The organism is Saccharospirillaceae bacterium (assembly GCA_022448365.1).
Taxonomy (GTDB): Bacteria; Pseudomonadota; Gammaproteobacteria; order Pseudomonadales; family Oceanobacteraceae; genus Bacterioplanoides.
Genome location: JAKVCS010000004.1, coordinates 150,828 through 165,275, shown reverse-complemented (window position 1 = coordinate 165,275; position 14,448 = coordinate 150,828). Strand labels below are relative to the sequence as shown.

Annotated in this window: 12 protein-coding genes; 4 read left to right on the top strand and 8 right to left on the bottom strand. The window is 49.3% G+C overall.

What is annotated here, in order from left to right:
- Position 1: 1 nt before the first annotated feature.
- Positions 2-562: a PilN domain-containing protein gene (locus tag MK185_11920; protein ID MCH2041331.1), complete on the bottom strand. Its 561-nt coding sequence runs from the start codon at positions 560-562 to the stop codon at positions 2-4.
- Positions 562-1,623 (bottom strand): pilus assembly protein PilM, encoded by a 1,062-nt coding sequence (locus MK185_11915; protein MCH2041330.1) that lies wholly within the window; start codon positions 1,621-1,623, stop codon positions 562-564. The genes MK185_11920 and MK185_11915 overlap by 1 nt, the downstream gene beginning before the upstream one ends.
- 166 nt (positions 1,624-1,789) lie before the next feature.
- Between MK185_11915 and MK185_11910 the strand changes: the two genes are divergently transcribed.
- Positions 1,790-4,354: a penicillin-binding protein 1A gene (locus tag MK185_11910; protein MCH2041329.1), complete on the top strand. Its 2,565-nt coding sequence runs from the start codon at positions 1,790-1,792 to the stop codon at positions 4,352-4,354.
- A gap of 29 nt (positions 4,355-4,383) precedes the next feature.
- On the opposite strand, the gene MK185_11905 is transcribed toward MK185_11910, so the two are convergent.
- Together MK185_11905 and MK185_11900 are read right to left on the bottom strand one after the other, a co-directional pair.
- Positions 4,384-5,523, bottom strand: a complete 1,140-nt coding sequence (locus tag MK185_11905; GenBank protein MCH2041328.1) for a PilT/PilU family type 4a pilus ATPase — start codon at positions 5,521-5,523, stop codon at positions 4,384-4,386.
- Between the two features lie 107 nt (positions 5,524-5,630).
- Complete coding sequence (locus tag MK185_11900; protein MCH2041327.1) at positions 5,631-7,034, bottom strand: FAD-binding oxidoreductase; 1,404 nt, start codon at positions 7,032-7,034, stop codon at positions 5,631-5,633.
- Positions 7,035-7,315: 281 nt separating this feature from the next.
- On the opposite strand from MK185_11900, the gene serA reads away from it, so the two are divergent.
- A complete protein-coding gene (gene serA, locus MK185_11895; protein ID MCH2041326.1) occupies positions 7,316-8,545 on the top strand; it encodes a phosphoglycerate dehydrogenase in 1,230 nt (409 codons plus the stop codon).
- Positions 8,546-8,635: 90 nt separating this feature from the next.
- Here serA and MK185_11890 read toward each other — a convergent pair whose 3' ends face one another.
- From MK185_11890 to hisB, 4 genes are all read right to left on the bottom strand, one after another.
- Positions 8,636-10,885 (bottom strand): TonB-dependent receptor, encoded by a 2,250-nt coding sequence (locus MK185_11890; protein ID MCH2041325.1) that lies wholly within the window; start codon positions 10,883-10,885, stop codon positions 8,636-8,638.
- A 64-nt stretch (positions 10,886-10,949) separates the two neighbouring features.
- Positions 10,950-11,738: an imidazole glycerol phosphate synthase subunit HisF gene (hisF, locus tag MK185_11885; protein ID MCH2041324.1), complete on the bottom strand. Its 789-nt coding sequence runs from the start codon at positions 11,736-11,738 to the stop codon at positions 10,950-10,952.
- A gap of 6 nt (positions 11,739-11,744) precedes the next feature.
- Entirely contained in the window at positions 11,745-12,392 is a 648-nt protein-coding gene (gene hisH, locus MK185_11880) for an imidazole glycerol phosphate synthase subunit HisH (protein ID MCH2041323.1), read from the bottom strand.
- Positions 12,393-12,395: 3 nt separating this feature from the next.
- Positions 12,396-13,004 (bottom strand): imidazoleglycerol-phosphate dehydratase HisB, encoded by a 609-nt coding sequence (gene hisB, locus MK185_11875; GenBank protein MCH2041322.1) that lies wholly within the window; start codon positions 13,002-13,004, stop codon positions 12,396-12,398.
- 97 nt (positions 13,005-13,101) lie between these two features.
- Here hisB and MK185_11870 point away from each other — a divergent pair, with 97 nt between their 5' ends.
- A complete protein-coding gene (locus MK185_11870) occupies positions 13,102-13,503 on the top strand; it encodes a PanM family protein (GenBank protein MCH2041321.1) in 402 nt (133 codons plus the stop codon).
- A 123-nt stretch (positions 13,504-13,626) separates the two neighbouring features.
- Complete coding sequence (locus MK185_11865) at positions 13,627-14,247, top strand: ABC transporter substrate-binding protein (protein ID MCH2041320.1); 621 nt, start codon at positions 13,627-13,629, stop codon at positions 14,245-14,247.
- Positions 14,248-14,448: the final 201 nt, after the last annotated feature.

Sequence of the window (14,448 nt, the reverse complement as noted above, 5' to 3'; positions counted from 1 at the left end):
GTTATGGCGCCTCCTTATCTGCATCAGCCTTTGGCTCGATGCGTTTCATCGCCACTTCGAATTCATTAACACCCGTATCGGTAGCTTTGACGCGTTTCAATTCCGGTTCATCGAACCATTCTGAGCCATCAAAGTTACGCATCAAAGCAGCAACCCGGTTATTGGATTTTGCAATCCCTTCAATAGTGACCTGATCGCCAACGATGGTAAGTGTTGTCAGGAATAGATCGTCCGGCATCGAACGCGCCACATCATCAAATACCCGGACAATAACCGGGCGGTTACCCTGTAGTTTCTGGATAACCTCCATGCGGTCAATGAGTTCTTTGCGTGTATCTTGCAGCTCGCGAATTTCCGCAATCTTCTCATCAAGAACCTGAGTCTCGCGAGTGACAAAGTTATTGCGATAATTCTGTGCTTGCAGTGCACCCTCGTAGTGGTTGGCGATCAGATAGGTCAGAGCCGCCGCTATAAAAACTACGATACCAATCGCAACATAGAATTCCTGATTGCGTTGTACCCGGAGTTCCTCACGCCACGGCAGTAAATTGATTTTTGCCATTAGTCAAAACTCCTCATTGCCAGACCACATGCAATCATCAGGGCCGGGGCATCGTTCGCCAGCAAATTAGCATTTACCTTTTGCGACAGCGTCATGTTCACAAACGGGTTGGCAATGGCAGTGGCAATACCGAGGTCTTCCTCAACATGCTCTGCAAGCTGCGTAATAGACGAAGTGCCACCAGCGAGAACAATGTAATCGACGTCATTAAACTGACTGGAAGAATAGAAAAATTGCAAAGAACGGCTGACCTGTTGAACTACAGCTTTACGGAAAGGCTCAAGCACCTCACTTTCGTAGTCATCCGGCAATCCGCCTTCTAACTTAGAGCGGGTTGCTTCCTCTTCAGTCAGACCATAACGACGCATAATATCTTCGGTTAATTGGCGCCCACCAAATAACTGCTCGCGGGTGTAAATTGACTTGCCTTCATGCAGCACACTGAGAGTGGTCATGGTTGCACCAATATCCAATACAGCAACCGTTTCAACATCATCGCTGTCCAACTGCGGGCTTAACAATTCAAACGCGCGCTCGGTGCAGAATGCTTCAACGTCAACCACACCCGCTTCAAGATTTGCGTACTCAACAGCATCTTTACGCCGCTCAACGGTTTCAGAACGACAGGCTGCTAACATAACGTCGACCAGTTCCAGGCCCTGTTCAGACCCACCCTGGATTTCCCAGTCCAGTGCAACCTCTTCCAGAGGATAAGGAATATACTGATCGGCTTCAGCGCGTATCTGCATATCCATTTCATCATCGTTAAGCTTGCCGCTCATCTGAACAGTTTTGGTAATTACTGCAGAGCCCGCAACGGCTAACGCAGCGCGCTTTGCTGATGAACGGGAACGACCCAACGCCTTGCGAATGGCTTCTCCAACCGCTTCATCATTACTGATTGCCTGCTCGACAATGGCGTTAGGGGGTAATGGCTCAGTCGCATAGGCTTCGACCTGATATCGGTCGTTATTGCGACTAAGCTCCAGTACTTTGACTGAAGTGGAACTGATATCCACCCCGACCAAAGCCTTGCTTTTCTTATTAAACAGGCTAGCCAGCACGACAAAATCCCCGCAATTTCGCGAACTTGCAGACGCAAGCTCACTCAGATCCTATAGAGTTGGGGTCATTATAAGCACAATCCTATTAAAAGAACAAAAAACCCTTATAATGCTCCAGCCCGCATAATAGCTGGCTTTTTCACGGATTTGGCTTTCATTTTCTATGCGTACGTCACACCCTGCACTAAAAGTTTTATTTTGGCTGATTATGTCCGGTATTTCCGGTACAGGCATCGTCGTTCTCGGGGTCTATCTCTACCTTGCTCCGACCTTACCCAACGCTGACCAGTTAAAAGATATCGATCTGCAGACGCCACTGCGGGTTTATTCCGAAGATGGTCTTCTTATCAGTGAATTCGGTGAAAAGCGCCGCGCGCCAATTGCTTACAATCAAGTACCGCAGCAGTTTATTGATGCCCTACTGTCGTCAGAAGACGATGCTTACTTTCAGCATATCGGTGTCGACTTCAAAGGTCTTGCGCGAGCGGTTGTCGAACTGATCAAAACCGGCCGGAAGAAATCGGGTGGTTCAACCATTACCATGCAGGTTGCCAAAAACTACTACCTCAGCAGTGAAAAGACCTTTACCCGCAAATTCACGGAGATCCTGCTGGCACTGAAAATCGAACAAGCACTCAGCAAAGAAGAAATTCTTGAGCTTTATATCAATAAAATCTACCTTGGCAAGCGTGCTTACGGTATCGAGGCGGCGGCTCAAGTGTACTATGGCAAATCGATTAACGAGCTGAACTTACCTCAGCTTGCAATGGTCGCCGGCTTACCTCAGGCACCCTCAGCTGCCAACCCGATCAACAACCCAAATCGTGCCCGTGACCGCCGTAACTATGTACTGGCCCGCATGAGAACGCTGGGGAAAATTACTCAGGAACAGTTCAACTGGGCAGCACGCGAACCGATTACTGCAAGCTACCATGGTCCGATAAGCGAAATCAGTGCACCTTATGTTGCTGAGATGGTTCGCCTGGAGATGGTAAAACAATACGGTTCCAGCGCTTACACTGCTGGCTACCGGGTAACCACCACCATTAACGCAACCCGACAGCAAGCAGCGAATGATTCATTACAACGTGGCGTACTGAAGTACGACCGAGATCATGGCTGGCGCCAGCTTCCGGAAACGGTCAAAGTCCACACGGTGCAAATGCTGCAGTTAAATACCGAAGAGCTGGTGCTTTTTGATTGGCTACAGCAGGCCGATAACGCTCTGGATATTAACTGGCCAGAAACCCTCGAACAATGGAAACATCAGCTCAAACAACGTAACAGCAATGGTATTATTTTTCCTGCGATTGTCACTGACGTTACTGATAAAGATGCCTGGGTCCTTACGATTGATGGTGAGCAATACCTGCCATTCGCCGGAATAGAGTGGGCGAAGGCCTATAAAGACGTTAATACCATTGGTAATCCCATCAAATCTGCCAAAGACGTGTTACAACGAGGCCAGGAGATCTGGATCGAGCGCAGTCGCTCTGGCTTGAGATTGGCACAACAACCGGAGGTAGAAGGATCATTAGTTTCCCTGCGTCCGACAGATGGGGCCATTCAGGCACTGGTCGGAGGCTTCTCAGCAGGCAGCAATGCGTTCAACCGTGCGATTCAGGCCGATCGTCAACCCGGCTCTGCGTTCAAACCGTTTGTTTACAGCTCAGCGCTGAACTATGGCTTTACCCCAGCCAGCATCATTAATGATGCACCTGTCGTTTTTGAGGATGCCAGTCTCGAGAATACCTGGCGGCCACAAAACCACAGCGGGAAGTTTTACGGCCCGACACGATTGCGTGAAGCACTTTATAAGTCACAGAATCTGGTGTCGATCCGAATCCTGAAGCAGGTCGGACCGCGCAAGGCAGTCCGTTACATCGCGCCATTCGGTTTCCCTCCAAATAAACTGAACCAGGATTTGTCGCTGGCACTGGGTGCATCAGCGGTGACACCTCTGGAACTGGCAACAGGCTATGCCGTGCTGGCCAACGGTGGCTTTGCAGTCAAACCTTATCTGATCAACCGGATCGAAGATAACAATGGTAATACGTTGTTTGAAGCCGATCCCGCCGTCGCTTGCCGGGAATGCCTGGAAATAAAAAAACGCGAAGCCAGTCAACAAGAGTCTGAAGAATCGGAACTGGAACGCCAACTGCAGGCTTCTCTGGGACTGAATCTTGGTGTCGATACCACACAAAATGAGCAGCCTGAGAATCTCGCCACGGAAGTAATGGATGCAAGAACCCACTACCTGATGGTCAGCATGCTTCAGGACGTAGTGCGTCGTGGCACCGGCAAGCGCGCACTGGCGCTGAAGCGCAATGACCTGGCTGGCAAAACCGGCACCACCAACGATCAGAAGGATGCCTGGTTTTCAGGCTTCAGTCCGGATCTGGTCACCACCGTCTGGGTTGGCTTTGATCAACCAAAAACCATGGGCCGCTGGGCCTATGGCAGCAACACCGCTCTGCCAATCTGGGTCGATTATATGAAGATCGCCTTACAAGGTGTGCCCGAACAACCCTTCAATCAACCGGAGGGGGTGGTTAGCGTGAGAATTGATGCTGAGACCGGTCTGCTGGCCGCACCAGGACAAAACAACACCTTGTTTGAGTATTTCCGTGAAGAAAATGTGCCGAAGCAATTGGTCAAAGCAGCTCCGGCCGTCGATGAGTTTGGTGCAGAAGACGATGAAGAGATCACACCGGAACAGATGTTCTGATCCGGTTGCCCCGCAGCGCTGAGGACGTGTTACTCCGGTAGCTCCTCCTCACCGTCCTCTTTGTCATTCTCCAGTTCCAGCACCATACCCGCAGCATCATTGCTTGTCTTATTCTCGCCACCCAGCTTAATCCGCAGGCGCAGATTATTCTCCGAGTCGGCATTACGTAATGCCTCGTCCATTGAAATCCGACCGGCCTGCTGCAACTTGAATAACGCCGCATCGAATGTCTGCATTCCGAGATTTTCTGACTTGGCCATGATCTCTTTTATACCAGCGGTATCACCTTTAAGAATCATCTCAGCAATGGTCTTATTGCCCAGCAATACTTCAACCGCAGCTACACGCTTATTGTCGATGGTTGGCACCAAGCGTTGAGAAACAATTGCCTGTAAGTTCAAACCCAGATCCTGGCGCAATTGTGGACGACGTTCTTCCGGAAAGAAGTTCATAATCCGATCCAGCGCCTGATTCGCACTATTGGCATGAAGGGTTGAAATCGCCAGATGGCCGGTCTCAGCAAACGCCAGTGCATGCTCCATCGTTTCACGATCGCGAATCTCGCCAATCAGAATCACGTCAGGGGCCTGGCGCAACGTGTTTTTTAACGCGGCATGAAATGACTTGGTATCGGTTCCGACCTCGCGCTGATTAACAATCGATTTTTTATGTGGGTGAACGTACTCAACCGGATCCTCGATAGTAATAATATGACCAGCCGAGTTGCTGTTACGATAATCAATCAGCGACGCCAGCGAAGTCGATTTACCAGACCCTGTGCCGCCCACAAAAAGAACCAGACCGCGCTTAGCCATGATCACTTTTTTCAGAATGTCCGGAAGGCCAAGATCTTCAAATCTAGGAATCTCAGCGACAATGTTACGCGCTACTACAGAGACTTCATGTCGCTGGCGAAAGATATTGAGACGGAAACGACCGCCCGGAATGCTAATTGCCAGGTTTAATTCATGCTCTTGCTCAAATTCCTGCTGTTGCTCGGCATCGAGTACCTCATAAACCATGCTCTCAACCTGGCCCGGCTTCAGCACATCCTTAGTCAGGGGTTTCAGCGTTCCCTGAAACTTGGCACTGGGGGCTGCGCCTGTACTCAGATATAAATCCGAACCACCGTGTTTTGCCAGAACCTGTAGTAATTTTGTGATTGTCATGAAGAAGAAATTTCCTGATTTAGCGACGTCCGAGTCCGTATTGTATTTATTTCAGGACAAAAAAAAGGCCACTAATTCTCATTAATGGCCTTACGTTGCGTTACTTTTTATACATCAAGTAACTTGCCCGGGTTCATAACGTTATTCGGGTCAAATGCTAACTTCACCGCTCTCATGTACGCCATTTCCGCAGCAGAGCGAGTGTATTCCAGATACGGCTTTTTGGTCATACCAACACCGTGTTCGGCGGATACCGACCCCTGATATTTTTCAACAATTTCAAACACCCAAGTGGAAACCTTGGCGCATTTTTCGAAGAACTCTTCTTTTGCCAGACCTTCTGGTTTCAGAATGTTCAGGTGCAGGTTACCGTCACCGATATGGCCAAACCAGATAATCTCGAAGTCTGGGTATTCACGGGTAACGACTTCATCGATATCGCGCAGAAATGGAGGCACTTTTGATACCACGACCGAGATGTCATTTTTATAAGGCGTCCATTCAGCAATGGTTTCTGAAATGTCTTCACGCAAGCGCCACAAGTTCGCTGCCTGAGTTTCAGATTGACTGATCACACCATCAACCACCCACCCCTGCTCAACGCATTGTTCGAACATGGTCATTGCCTGATCCAAATCGGCATCCGTCAGAGATTCGAATTCAATTAATGCATAAAAATCCGTGCTGGTCTCAAAAGGAGCCGGGACATCACCTCGCGCCAGCACCTTCTGCATGGCTTTATCAGAGAAGAATTCGAACGCCGTCAGGTCCATACTTGACTGGAACTGACTGAGCACATTCATCACGTTATCCAGCTCAGGAATACCCAACACCAATACCGTCAGATTCTTTGGCTGACGGGTCAGGCGCATGGTCGCCTCGGTTACAAAACCCAGTGTACCTTCGCCACCGATAAACAGCTGACGCATGTCATAACCGGTGTTGTTCTTCATCAGATCTTTGTTCAGCTCAAGGATGTCACCTTGACCGGTGACAACCGTCAGGCCCGCCACCCAATCGCGGGTCATACCCCACTTAATAACTTTAATACCACCGGCATTAGTAGATATATTACCGCCAATCTGACTGGAACCTGCGGAGGCAAAATCCACCGGGTAAAACAGATCATTGTCTTCGGCGAAGGTTTGTAATTGCTCGGTGATCACACCCGCGCCGCACTTCACAGTGCGGTCGGTCGCATTGAAGTGACTGATCTGATTCATATAGTCGAAAGCCACGACTATCTCGCCGTTAGCCGCAACAGCACCAGCACTTAAACCGGTACGACCACCAGACGGAACCAGCGCGAGCTGATGCTCATTGGCCAACTTAACAACTTGTTGAACCTGCTCTGTGGTTTTCGGAAACACAATGGCAGTCGGTTTCGGCGGATAAATCTTGGTCCAGTCTTTACCAAAGGTCTCGAGCGAATCGGCGTCGATACGCACTTTGTCATCACCAACGATGGCAGATAATTGTTCTATCAGGGCTTCCTGGGTCAGAGTGGTCATGATTTCGTCCGGCTAAATGAATCAAATTCACCTCAAATTGAAGAATCTTCGCGACTATTTCGCCGCCAGCAACGACTTTGAGGCTCACTTTATGAGCAGCATATGCTAGCATACGCGCCTTATTTTTCAGAGTGATTTCCACTTTGAAGCCTGAAGCAAAACTGACCAGTTAGACAATTTTAACTGATTGCTTCCGACCACTGGTGTGACGTCGTTATCCGAATTTCCACACCAGGCAAACGACTGAATTCGTTTATTACTGACTGTAAGTAGGTACCACCATGACTCAAACGTCTCTCGACAAAAGCAAGATCAAGCTTCTCTTGTTAGAAGGTGTTCACCAGTCCGCGTTAGATACCCTGAACGCTGCCGGTTACACCAACATCGAGTACCTGAAAACCTCGCTGCCGGACGATGAACTGAAAGAGCGCATCAAAGACGCACACTTCATCGGTATTCGCTCCCGCACCCAGCTGACCGAGGAAATCTTTGCGGCTGCTGAGAAGCTGATTGCGGTGGGTTGTTTCTGTATTGGCACCAATCAGGTTGACCTGAAAGCTGCGACCAAACGTGGTATCGCGGTATTTAACGCACCATATTCCAATACTCGTTCCGTTGCGGAACTGTCTATCGCTGAAATCATCATGCTGATGCGCGGTGTACCAGCGAAGAATGCCGAGTGTCACCGCGGCGGCTGGAGCAAGTCTGCTGTTAACTCTTACGAAATCCGTGGTAAAAAACTGGGCATCGTAGGTTACGGCAGCATTGGTACTCAGCTGTCTGTGATGGCAGAAAGCATGGGTATGGAAGTGTACTTCTACGACGTTGTCACCAAACTGCCAATCGGCAACGCCACCCAGGTAGGTAGCCTGAACGAACTGCTGAACATTGCTGATGTTGTATCTCTGCACGTGCCTGAAACCGAAGCCACTAAGTGGATGATAGGCCCGGAACAGTTCGAACAAATGAAACAAGGCTCTATCCTGCTGAATGCGTCTCGCGGAACCGTGGTTGATATCGACGCTCTGGCCGATGCGGTCCGCAGCAAAAAATTACTGGGAGCCGCTATCGACGTATTCCCGGTTGAACCTCGCTCTAACGATGAAGAGTTCGTTTCACCATTGCGCGAGTTTGATAATGTTATCCTGACACCTCATGTTGGTGGCTCCACCATGGAAGCTCAGGAAAACATCGGCAAAGAAGTGGGTGAGAAGCTGGCTCAGTACAGCGACAACGGTACAACAACATCTTCTGTGAACTTCCCGGAGGTGGCTCTGCCATCAAACCGCGACGTTCACCGTATCCTGCACATCCATAAAAACGTGCCTGGCGTAATGAATGCGATTAACAGCATCTTCGCTGAGAACAACATCAATATTTCAGGCCAGTATCTGCAGACTGTTGAAGACGTGGGCTACGTTGTTATTGATGTGGCCGCGGACGCATCAGAACTGGCGTTGGAAAAAATCAAAACAGTTGAAGGTACTATCCGCGCTCGCGTTCTGTACTGATTCATCTGATGATTTTCAGCCAATAAAAAGCCGCGTATTGTTGTTTGCAAGACGCGGCTTTTTTTTATTAGCTTAGGCTGCAGAATATCGTCACCAATTGAAACGATATTCTCCCCAGACAAGCCATTTCGGGTCACGTTCAGTTCTCAGATTCTCTGACAACAGATCGTATTCAGAAGTCACAGACCAGTCTCCCCAGCCAGTCTTCCACCCAAGACGGGCTAATAAAATCTGATTACGCAGTCGAAACTCCGGGTCTTTTCGGGCATCGGAATCCTCATCCAGAATAAAACCCAGACTGGACTCTGATAAAGCACCATTGTGGCTCCAGATAAAACGCACACTTTGATCTGCACCGACGTACAACTCTTTCTCATTGTCGGCATTACGCCGCTGATTAAGAAAGGTCAGCCATAACGCATGACCACTCACCGGTCGCCAATGCAACTGTGCCTCTATGCCCTTGTTTACAGCATTGCCGGAATTGCGTAAGTCGGTATTGGCCAGCGATACCTGGCTGCTGAGCAAACGCTTCAGTTGCTCGCGGAAGATCTTTATATCCCACTGCAAACGATAACGACTGAGGTTGGCAAAATACCCGAATTCCCAGGCATCAACTTCCTCATTTTTTAAATTATCGCTCCAGCCTTCTGCACTGGCACGCAAAAATAATCGCCCGCTGGTAATATCGAGATAATTGGGCTGCGAGATATTATCCACTGCCGAAGTCGCGTCCAGATAACGTTCAGCCAGATCCGGAGAGCGGTGACTTTTGGCGTACTGTAGTCGCACACTTTGCTCGGTCGATAACAAGTAATTCAGAGCCAAGCGTGGCGAGTAAGATGAGCCATGGTCTTTCTCATGGGTATATTGCAACGATGCCGACCACAACCAGGCAGGCCCACTGCGATATTCACTGTTGATAAATGCCATCCACTGCTCGGCAGTCAGACGCCGTCCGAAATAGGTTTCCGAGTCGACCTCATCGCGGCGATAACTGATGCCCTGGACCGAACGCCAATGTTCGTTCCAGCGCACCGTGTCCTGCAATTCGATATCGGTACGCTGCTGGTCAACATCCACCCAACCGTTACCACAACTGATTTCCGTTAGCGCATTACTGGCCACCAACCGCGCAACCATCTGCTGCGCTCTATCGAACTGACTCTGCGTAACCGTAGCGATTTTGTTGCCACCAGCCGCCTCTATCGCGCCCTGCAATGTCTCTGGCGTCAACTGCCCCGCAGCGAGTAACTGATAAACCTGGACGATTTGCTGTTTATTTGTGGTCGAAACCTGGTCATCCAGCAACGGCAGAATGCCATAAGCGAGCCCTTCAGCCAGATCCCGATTTTCACGATGTAAGGCGCCCAGCTGAGGATCAAAACCAAATGTTGGCGAACAGGTACGGAACGTTTCTTCTCGCTCATCATTCTGCCAATACGCTTGCAAACGCAGCTGATGATCTGCCGAAGCACTGAAATCCCAACGCCCCCAGGCAACATCATTGGTATTCACCGTGCGCGGTGAGCTGACCTGATAATTAGAATCGCCTAATGACTCCCCCTGAATTTGTTGTCGGCTTAGTTGCCAGGAGAATTCATGGCGATCATCCACATTCAGCACAGACGACCAGTTAATTCCTTTCACCTGGCTTAAATCCGGTAAGCCGCCGACTCTGCCTGAGTCGGCGTGAAATCCACCAAACTCGCCTTCACGATCAGCAAATACCGATACTCGGTTATACCACTGCTGCGCACTGTTCAGTGTCAACGATGCGTATCCATGACGACGTTGCTGGCTACCATAGGCGGCAACAACAGCCGCATCAGCACTATCCGCAGGATGACGGGTGATAATATGAATGACACCCTGAAATGCATTGAGTCCATAACTGGCAGCACTGGGACCGCGAGTAATTTCGATACGTTCGATATCTTCCAATGCAATGTTAAGGCGCTGCCAATCAACGGTCGCAAACGCAGCCTGATACACCGAGCGACCATCTACCAACACCTCTAAGCGGCGAGCAAGTGACGAGGCACCGGAGTGATAAACAACGTTCGATGAGTTGGTATACAGACTTGTCGATACGAACATGCCGGGCACCATACGTAACACGGCAGCAATATCTTTCATGCCCCAAAGGCGAATTTGTTCAGCGGTAATTACCGTGACGCTGGCAGGCACCTCGACCTGAGGCTGCTGCAAACGCACAGGCGTCAGCACCTGAGGGACATCGGGTTCAAATTCATTAAAGCCCGACTCAAATGCCTGCACGGAAAGAGTCCCTGCCAAAACCAAAGTGGTTATCAAACAGCCGGACGCCAAGTTATCCATAATCCCTATCCAACCTACTAATAAAAAGCCCCGCTGAAACGGGGCTTTAAATGCCGCAACAGATTCAGTCGAGGCGCATCTCAATTCCGGCATCCGCCATGTGCTGCTTGGCTTCCTGCACGGTGTATTCACCAAAGTGGAAGATACTTGCCGCCAATACCGCGTCAGCATGACCCAACGTAACGCCGTCGGCCAGATGTTCCAGATTGCCAACACCTCCGGACGCAATGACCGGTATATTCACCGCATCACTGATGGCACGGGTGACACCCAGGTCAAAACCGGTTTTTACACCGTCGCGATCCATACTGGTCAGCAAGATTTCACCGGCGCCATAATCGGCCATTTTGATCGCCCACTCGACGGCATCGATGCCAGTCGGCTTGCGACCACCATGGGTAAAAATCTCCCATTTATTCTCTGAATCACCCAACTCGCCCGAACCAGCAACACGCTTTGCGTCAATCGCAACAACGATACACTGAGCACCAAATTTTTCCGACGCCTGGCGAACAAATTCAGGGTTATAAACCGCAGCCGAGTTGATCGACACTTTGTCGGCTCCGGCATTCAACATCCGGCGAATATCGTCAACTTCGCGAATGCCACCGCCAACCGTTAGTGGAATAAATACGTGCTCAGCAATGGCTTCAACCATCTGCACAGTGGTACCGCGATCTTCATGGGTCGCAGTAATATCCAGAAAAGTAATTTCGTCAGCGCCTTGCTCATCGTAACGTTTGGCAACTTCAACCGGATCTCCGGCATCACGAATACCAACAAAGTTTACGCCTTTGACAACGCGACCCTGATCAACATCCAGACATGGAATAATACGCTTTGCTAATGCCATTTGTTGTTACGCCTGCCCGTCCCAGTTTATAAAGTTCTGCAGCAATTGCAGTCCGTTTTTATGACTTTTTTCCGGGTGAAATTGCACGGCAAAGACATTGTCCTGAGCCAGTGCGGCATCAAACGACTTACCATAAAAACCGCGGCCTTTAACCTGATCTTTATTTTTTGCATCCACATAATAAGAATGTACGAAGTAAAAACGGCTGCCGTCAGCAATGTCTGCCCACAGTGGATGATCAAGCGTTTCAACCTGATTCCAGCCCATGTGGGGAACTTTCAGGCGCTCATCGTTTTCGGTCAGATCATCACCGAAATATCTCACCTCACCTTCAAACAGATTCAGACAATCAACACCGCCATTTTCTTCTGAGTGGGTCATCATCGCCTGCAAGCCAACACAAATGCCTAACAGTGGCTTGCTTTGCATCACTTCAGCAACAATCTGGTCGATACCCTGAGCTTTAATTTCACCCACACAATCACGAATGGCGCCAACGCCCGGCAATACAACATGGTCCGCAGCCAGAATTTCCTCCGGCTTCGAGGTCACCAATACCTGAGTCTCAGGAGCCACTTTCTGTAACGCACCATGGGCGGAGTGCAGGTTGCCCATGCCGTAGTCGATGACGGCACATACTTTACTCGCAGCCATCAGTTACAGCGTTCCTTTGGTCGAAGGCATAACACCTGCCATACGAGGATCTTGCTCAACCGCCATCCGTAATGCGCGGCCGAACGCTTTAAAAATCGTTTCAGCCTGGTGATGCGCATTAAAACCCTTGAGATTATCAATGTGCAGGCTGACCTTAGAGTGATTCACAAAACCGTAGAAAAACTCCCAGAACAGCTGAGTATCAAAGCGACCGATATTTCCGCGGGTAAATTTCACCTTCATATCAAGGTGTGGGCGGCCAGAAAAGTCGATCACGACACGAGATAATGCTTCGTCTAATGGCACATATGAGTGGCCATAACGGACGATGCCTTTCTTATCACCGATGGCTTCAGCAAACGCCTGACCCAGCGTAATACCAATGTCTTCGACTGTGTGGTGATCATCAATATGAGTGTCCCCATCGCAGTAGATATCGAGATCAATCAAACCATGTCGGGCAATCTGATCCATCATGTGTTCCAGAAAAGGCACACCGGTATCAAATTTGGCTTTGCCAGTACCATCCAGATTGATACTGACACGGATTTTCGTTTCCAGCGTATTACGCTCGACGGTCGCACTGCGCCCAGAACTTGCAGTCGTGGCCATGAACTCAACTCTCGCAAAATTTTTAAAAACGCATTATAAAGCAGCCAGATAAAAAACTCCTGCTTTTAGGTAAGTCATCAGATCAGAGGTAACCGTTATGCCAGTGCGTTTAGAACACATTCACCAACCAACCGATGCAGACTGGCAAGACATTGGCAAAATCCATCAGGAGACGGTTGATTCTGGCCTGACAGACAATATTGAGACTCTGACAGAACGGTTGAACAACGGCAGCTGGATTCTGGCGGGCCGGTTTAACGATAGAATCGTCGGTTTAATCATTGCCACTGAAACTGAACAGAGCGTTCAGCTTGAGCAGGCCGCAGTAAGACAGATAACTCAGCGTCGCGGAGTAATGCATCAGCTGCTGCACCACACCCTAAAGTGGGCAGACGAATACGAAAAAACCCTTATTATTCAATCCATTCCAACGGAATTACAAACACCGGTTGAACGTCGTGGGTTCACCCCAAAAGACAACATTTGGCAACATAATTAGTTAACACTTCCTTAACACGTTCCATTTCTGGAACAATCAATTAACTATTTCCTGTCTAATCATTAGCCAGATTCACGACCATACTTTCCATCAGTTACACAATTACTGATGGAGAGCGTTGTTATGAAAATTGCTATACAGTCTGTGGTTTCGTTTTTTATCTTTCTGGCATTTCTGACAGCAGGCAGCGCGAATGCATCGCAACCTAACGAAGTAGTCGAAACCGCAACCCTGGGCGTAATCAGTGAGCTGAAGAAACTGAATCAGGAAGATCGTACAGACGAACAGATTCGTCGTCTGGTAATGACCTACATCGTTCCGGCTATTGATCAGAAAAAGATTGCCAAAGGGGCACTCGGCAAACATTGGCGTCGTGCCAGCAAAGAGCAGCAAGCTGCTTTCATCGACAGCTTCCGAGATCTACAGATTCGCACTTACACCGGTGCCTTTAAAGCCTTTAACGGCGAACAGTTCACATTTGAAAACGCGAAATTCAATAACCGTGGCGACCGTGCATTGGTAAAAGGTAATCTGATTCAGAACAACGGCAGCACAGTACCCATCGATTTCCGCCTGTACCGCAATAAAAAAACACAACAATGGCAGATCTATGATGCCATTGTTGCAGGCCTGGGCATGGTGAAAACCTACCGCCAACAACTGAGTGACCGCTTGCAGAACGTCTCTATCGCAGAGCTGTTGAAAGAGCTGCAGCAGTCTGAAATCCAGCAAGCGCAGCGCTAACCATCTTCTCTCCAATCCCCGTTTGATAAAACGGATTTAGCAGCTTTTGTAACAAAGCTGCTTTTTTTTGTCTCAACGATTGCCAGACATCGAAGCCTGTCCGATACTCATCGCTCAGTAGTTCACCTCTGACATTGCCTGTTTAGTATATTCAACTAACGTTAAACTAATCATTCATTAATGCAGACGGGTTGAAACGCA

Coding starts and splice junctions, on each gene's coding strand:
- MK185_11910 (MCH2041329.1), top strand. CDS start 1,790: ATGCGTACGTCACACCCTGCACTAAAAGTTTTATTTTGGCTGATTATG.
- hisB (MCH2041322.1), bottom strand. CDS start 13,004: ATGGCCACGACTGCAAGTTCTGGGCGCAGTGCGACCGTCGAGCGTAAT.
- hisH (MCH2041323.1), bottom strand. CDS start 12,392: ATGGCTGCGAGTAAAGTATGTGCCGTCATCGACTACGGCATGGGCAAC.
- MK185_11890 (MCH2041325.1), bottom strand. CDS start 10,885: ATGGATAACTTGGCGTCCGGCTGTTTGATAACCACTTTGGTTTTGGCA.
- MK185_11905 (MCH2041328.1), bottom strand. CDS start 5,523: ATGACAATCACAAAATTACTACAGGTTCTGGCAAAACACGGTGGTTCG.
- serA (MCH2041326.1), top strand. CDS start 7,316: ATGACTCAAACGTCTCTCGACAAAAGCAAGATCAAGCTTCTCTTGTTA.
- MK185_11920 (MCH2041331.1), bottom strand. CDS start 562: ATGGCAAAAATCAATTTACTGCCGTGGCGTGAGGAACTCCGGGTACAA.
- MK185_11870 (MCH2041321.1), top strand. CDS start 13,102: ATGCCAGTGCGTTTAGAACACATTCACCAACCAACCGATGCAGACTGG.
- MK185_11865 (MCH2041320.1), top strand. CDS start 13,627: ATGAAAATTGCTATACAGTCTGTGGTTTCGTTTTTTATCTTTCTGGCA.
- hisF (MCH2041324.1), bottom strand. CDS start 11,738: ATGGCATTAGCAAAGCGTATTATTCCATGTCTGGATGTTGATCAGGGT.
- MK185_11900 (MCH2041327.1), bottom strand. CDS start 7,034: ATGACCACTCTGACCCAGGAAGCCCTGATAGAACAATTATCTGCCATC.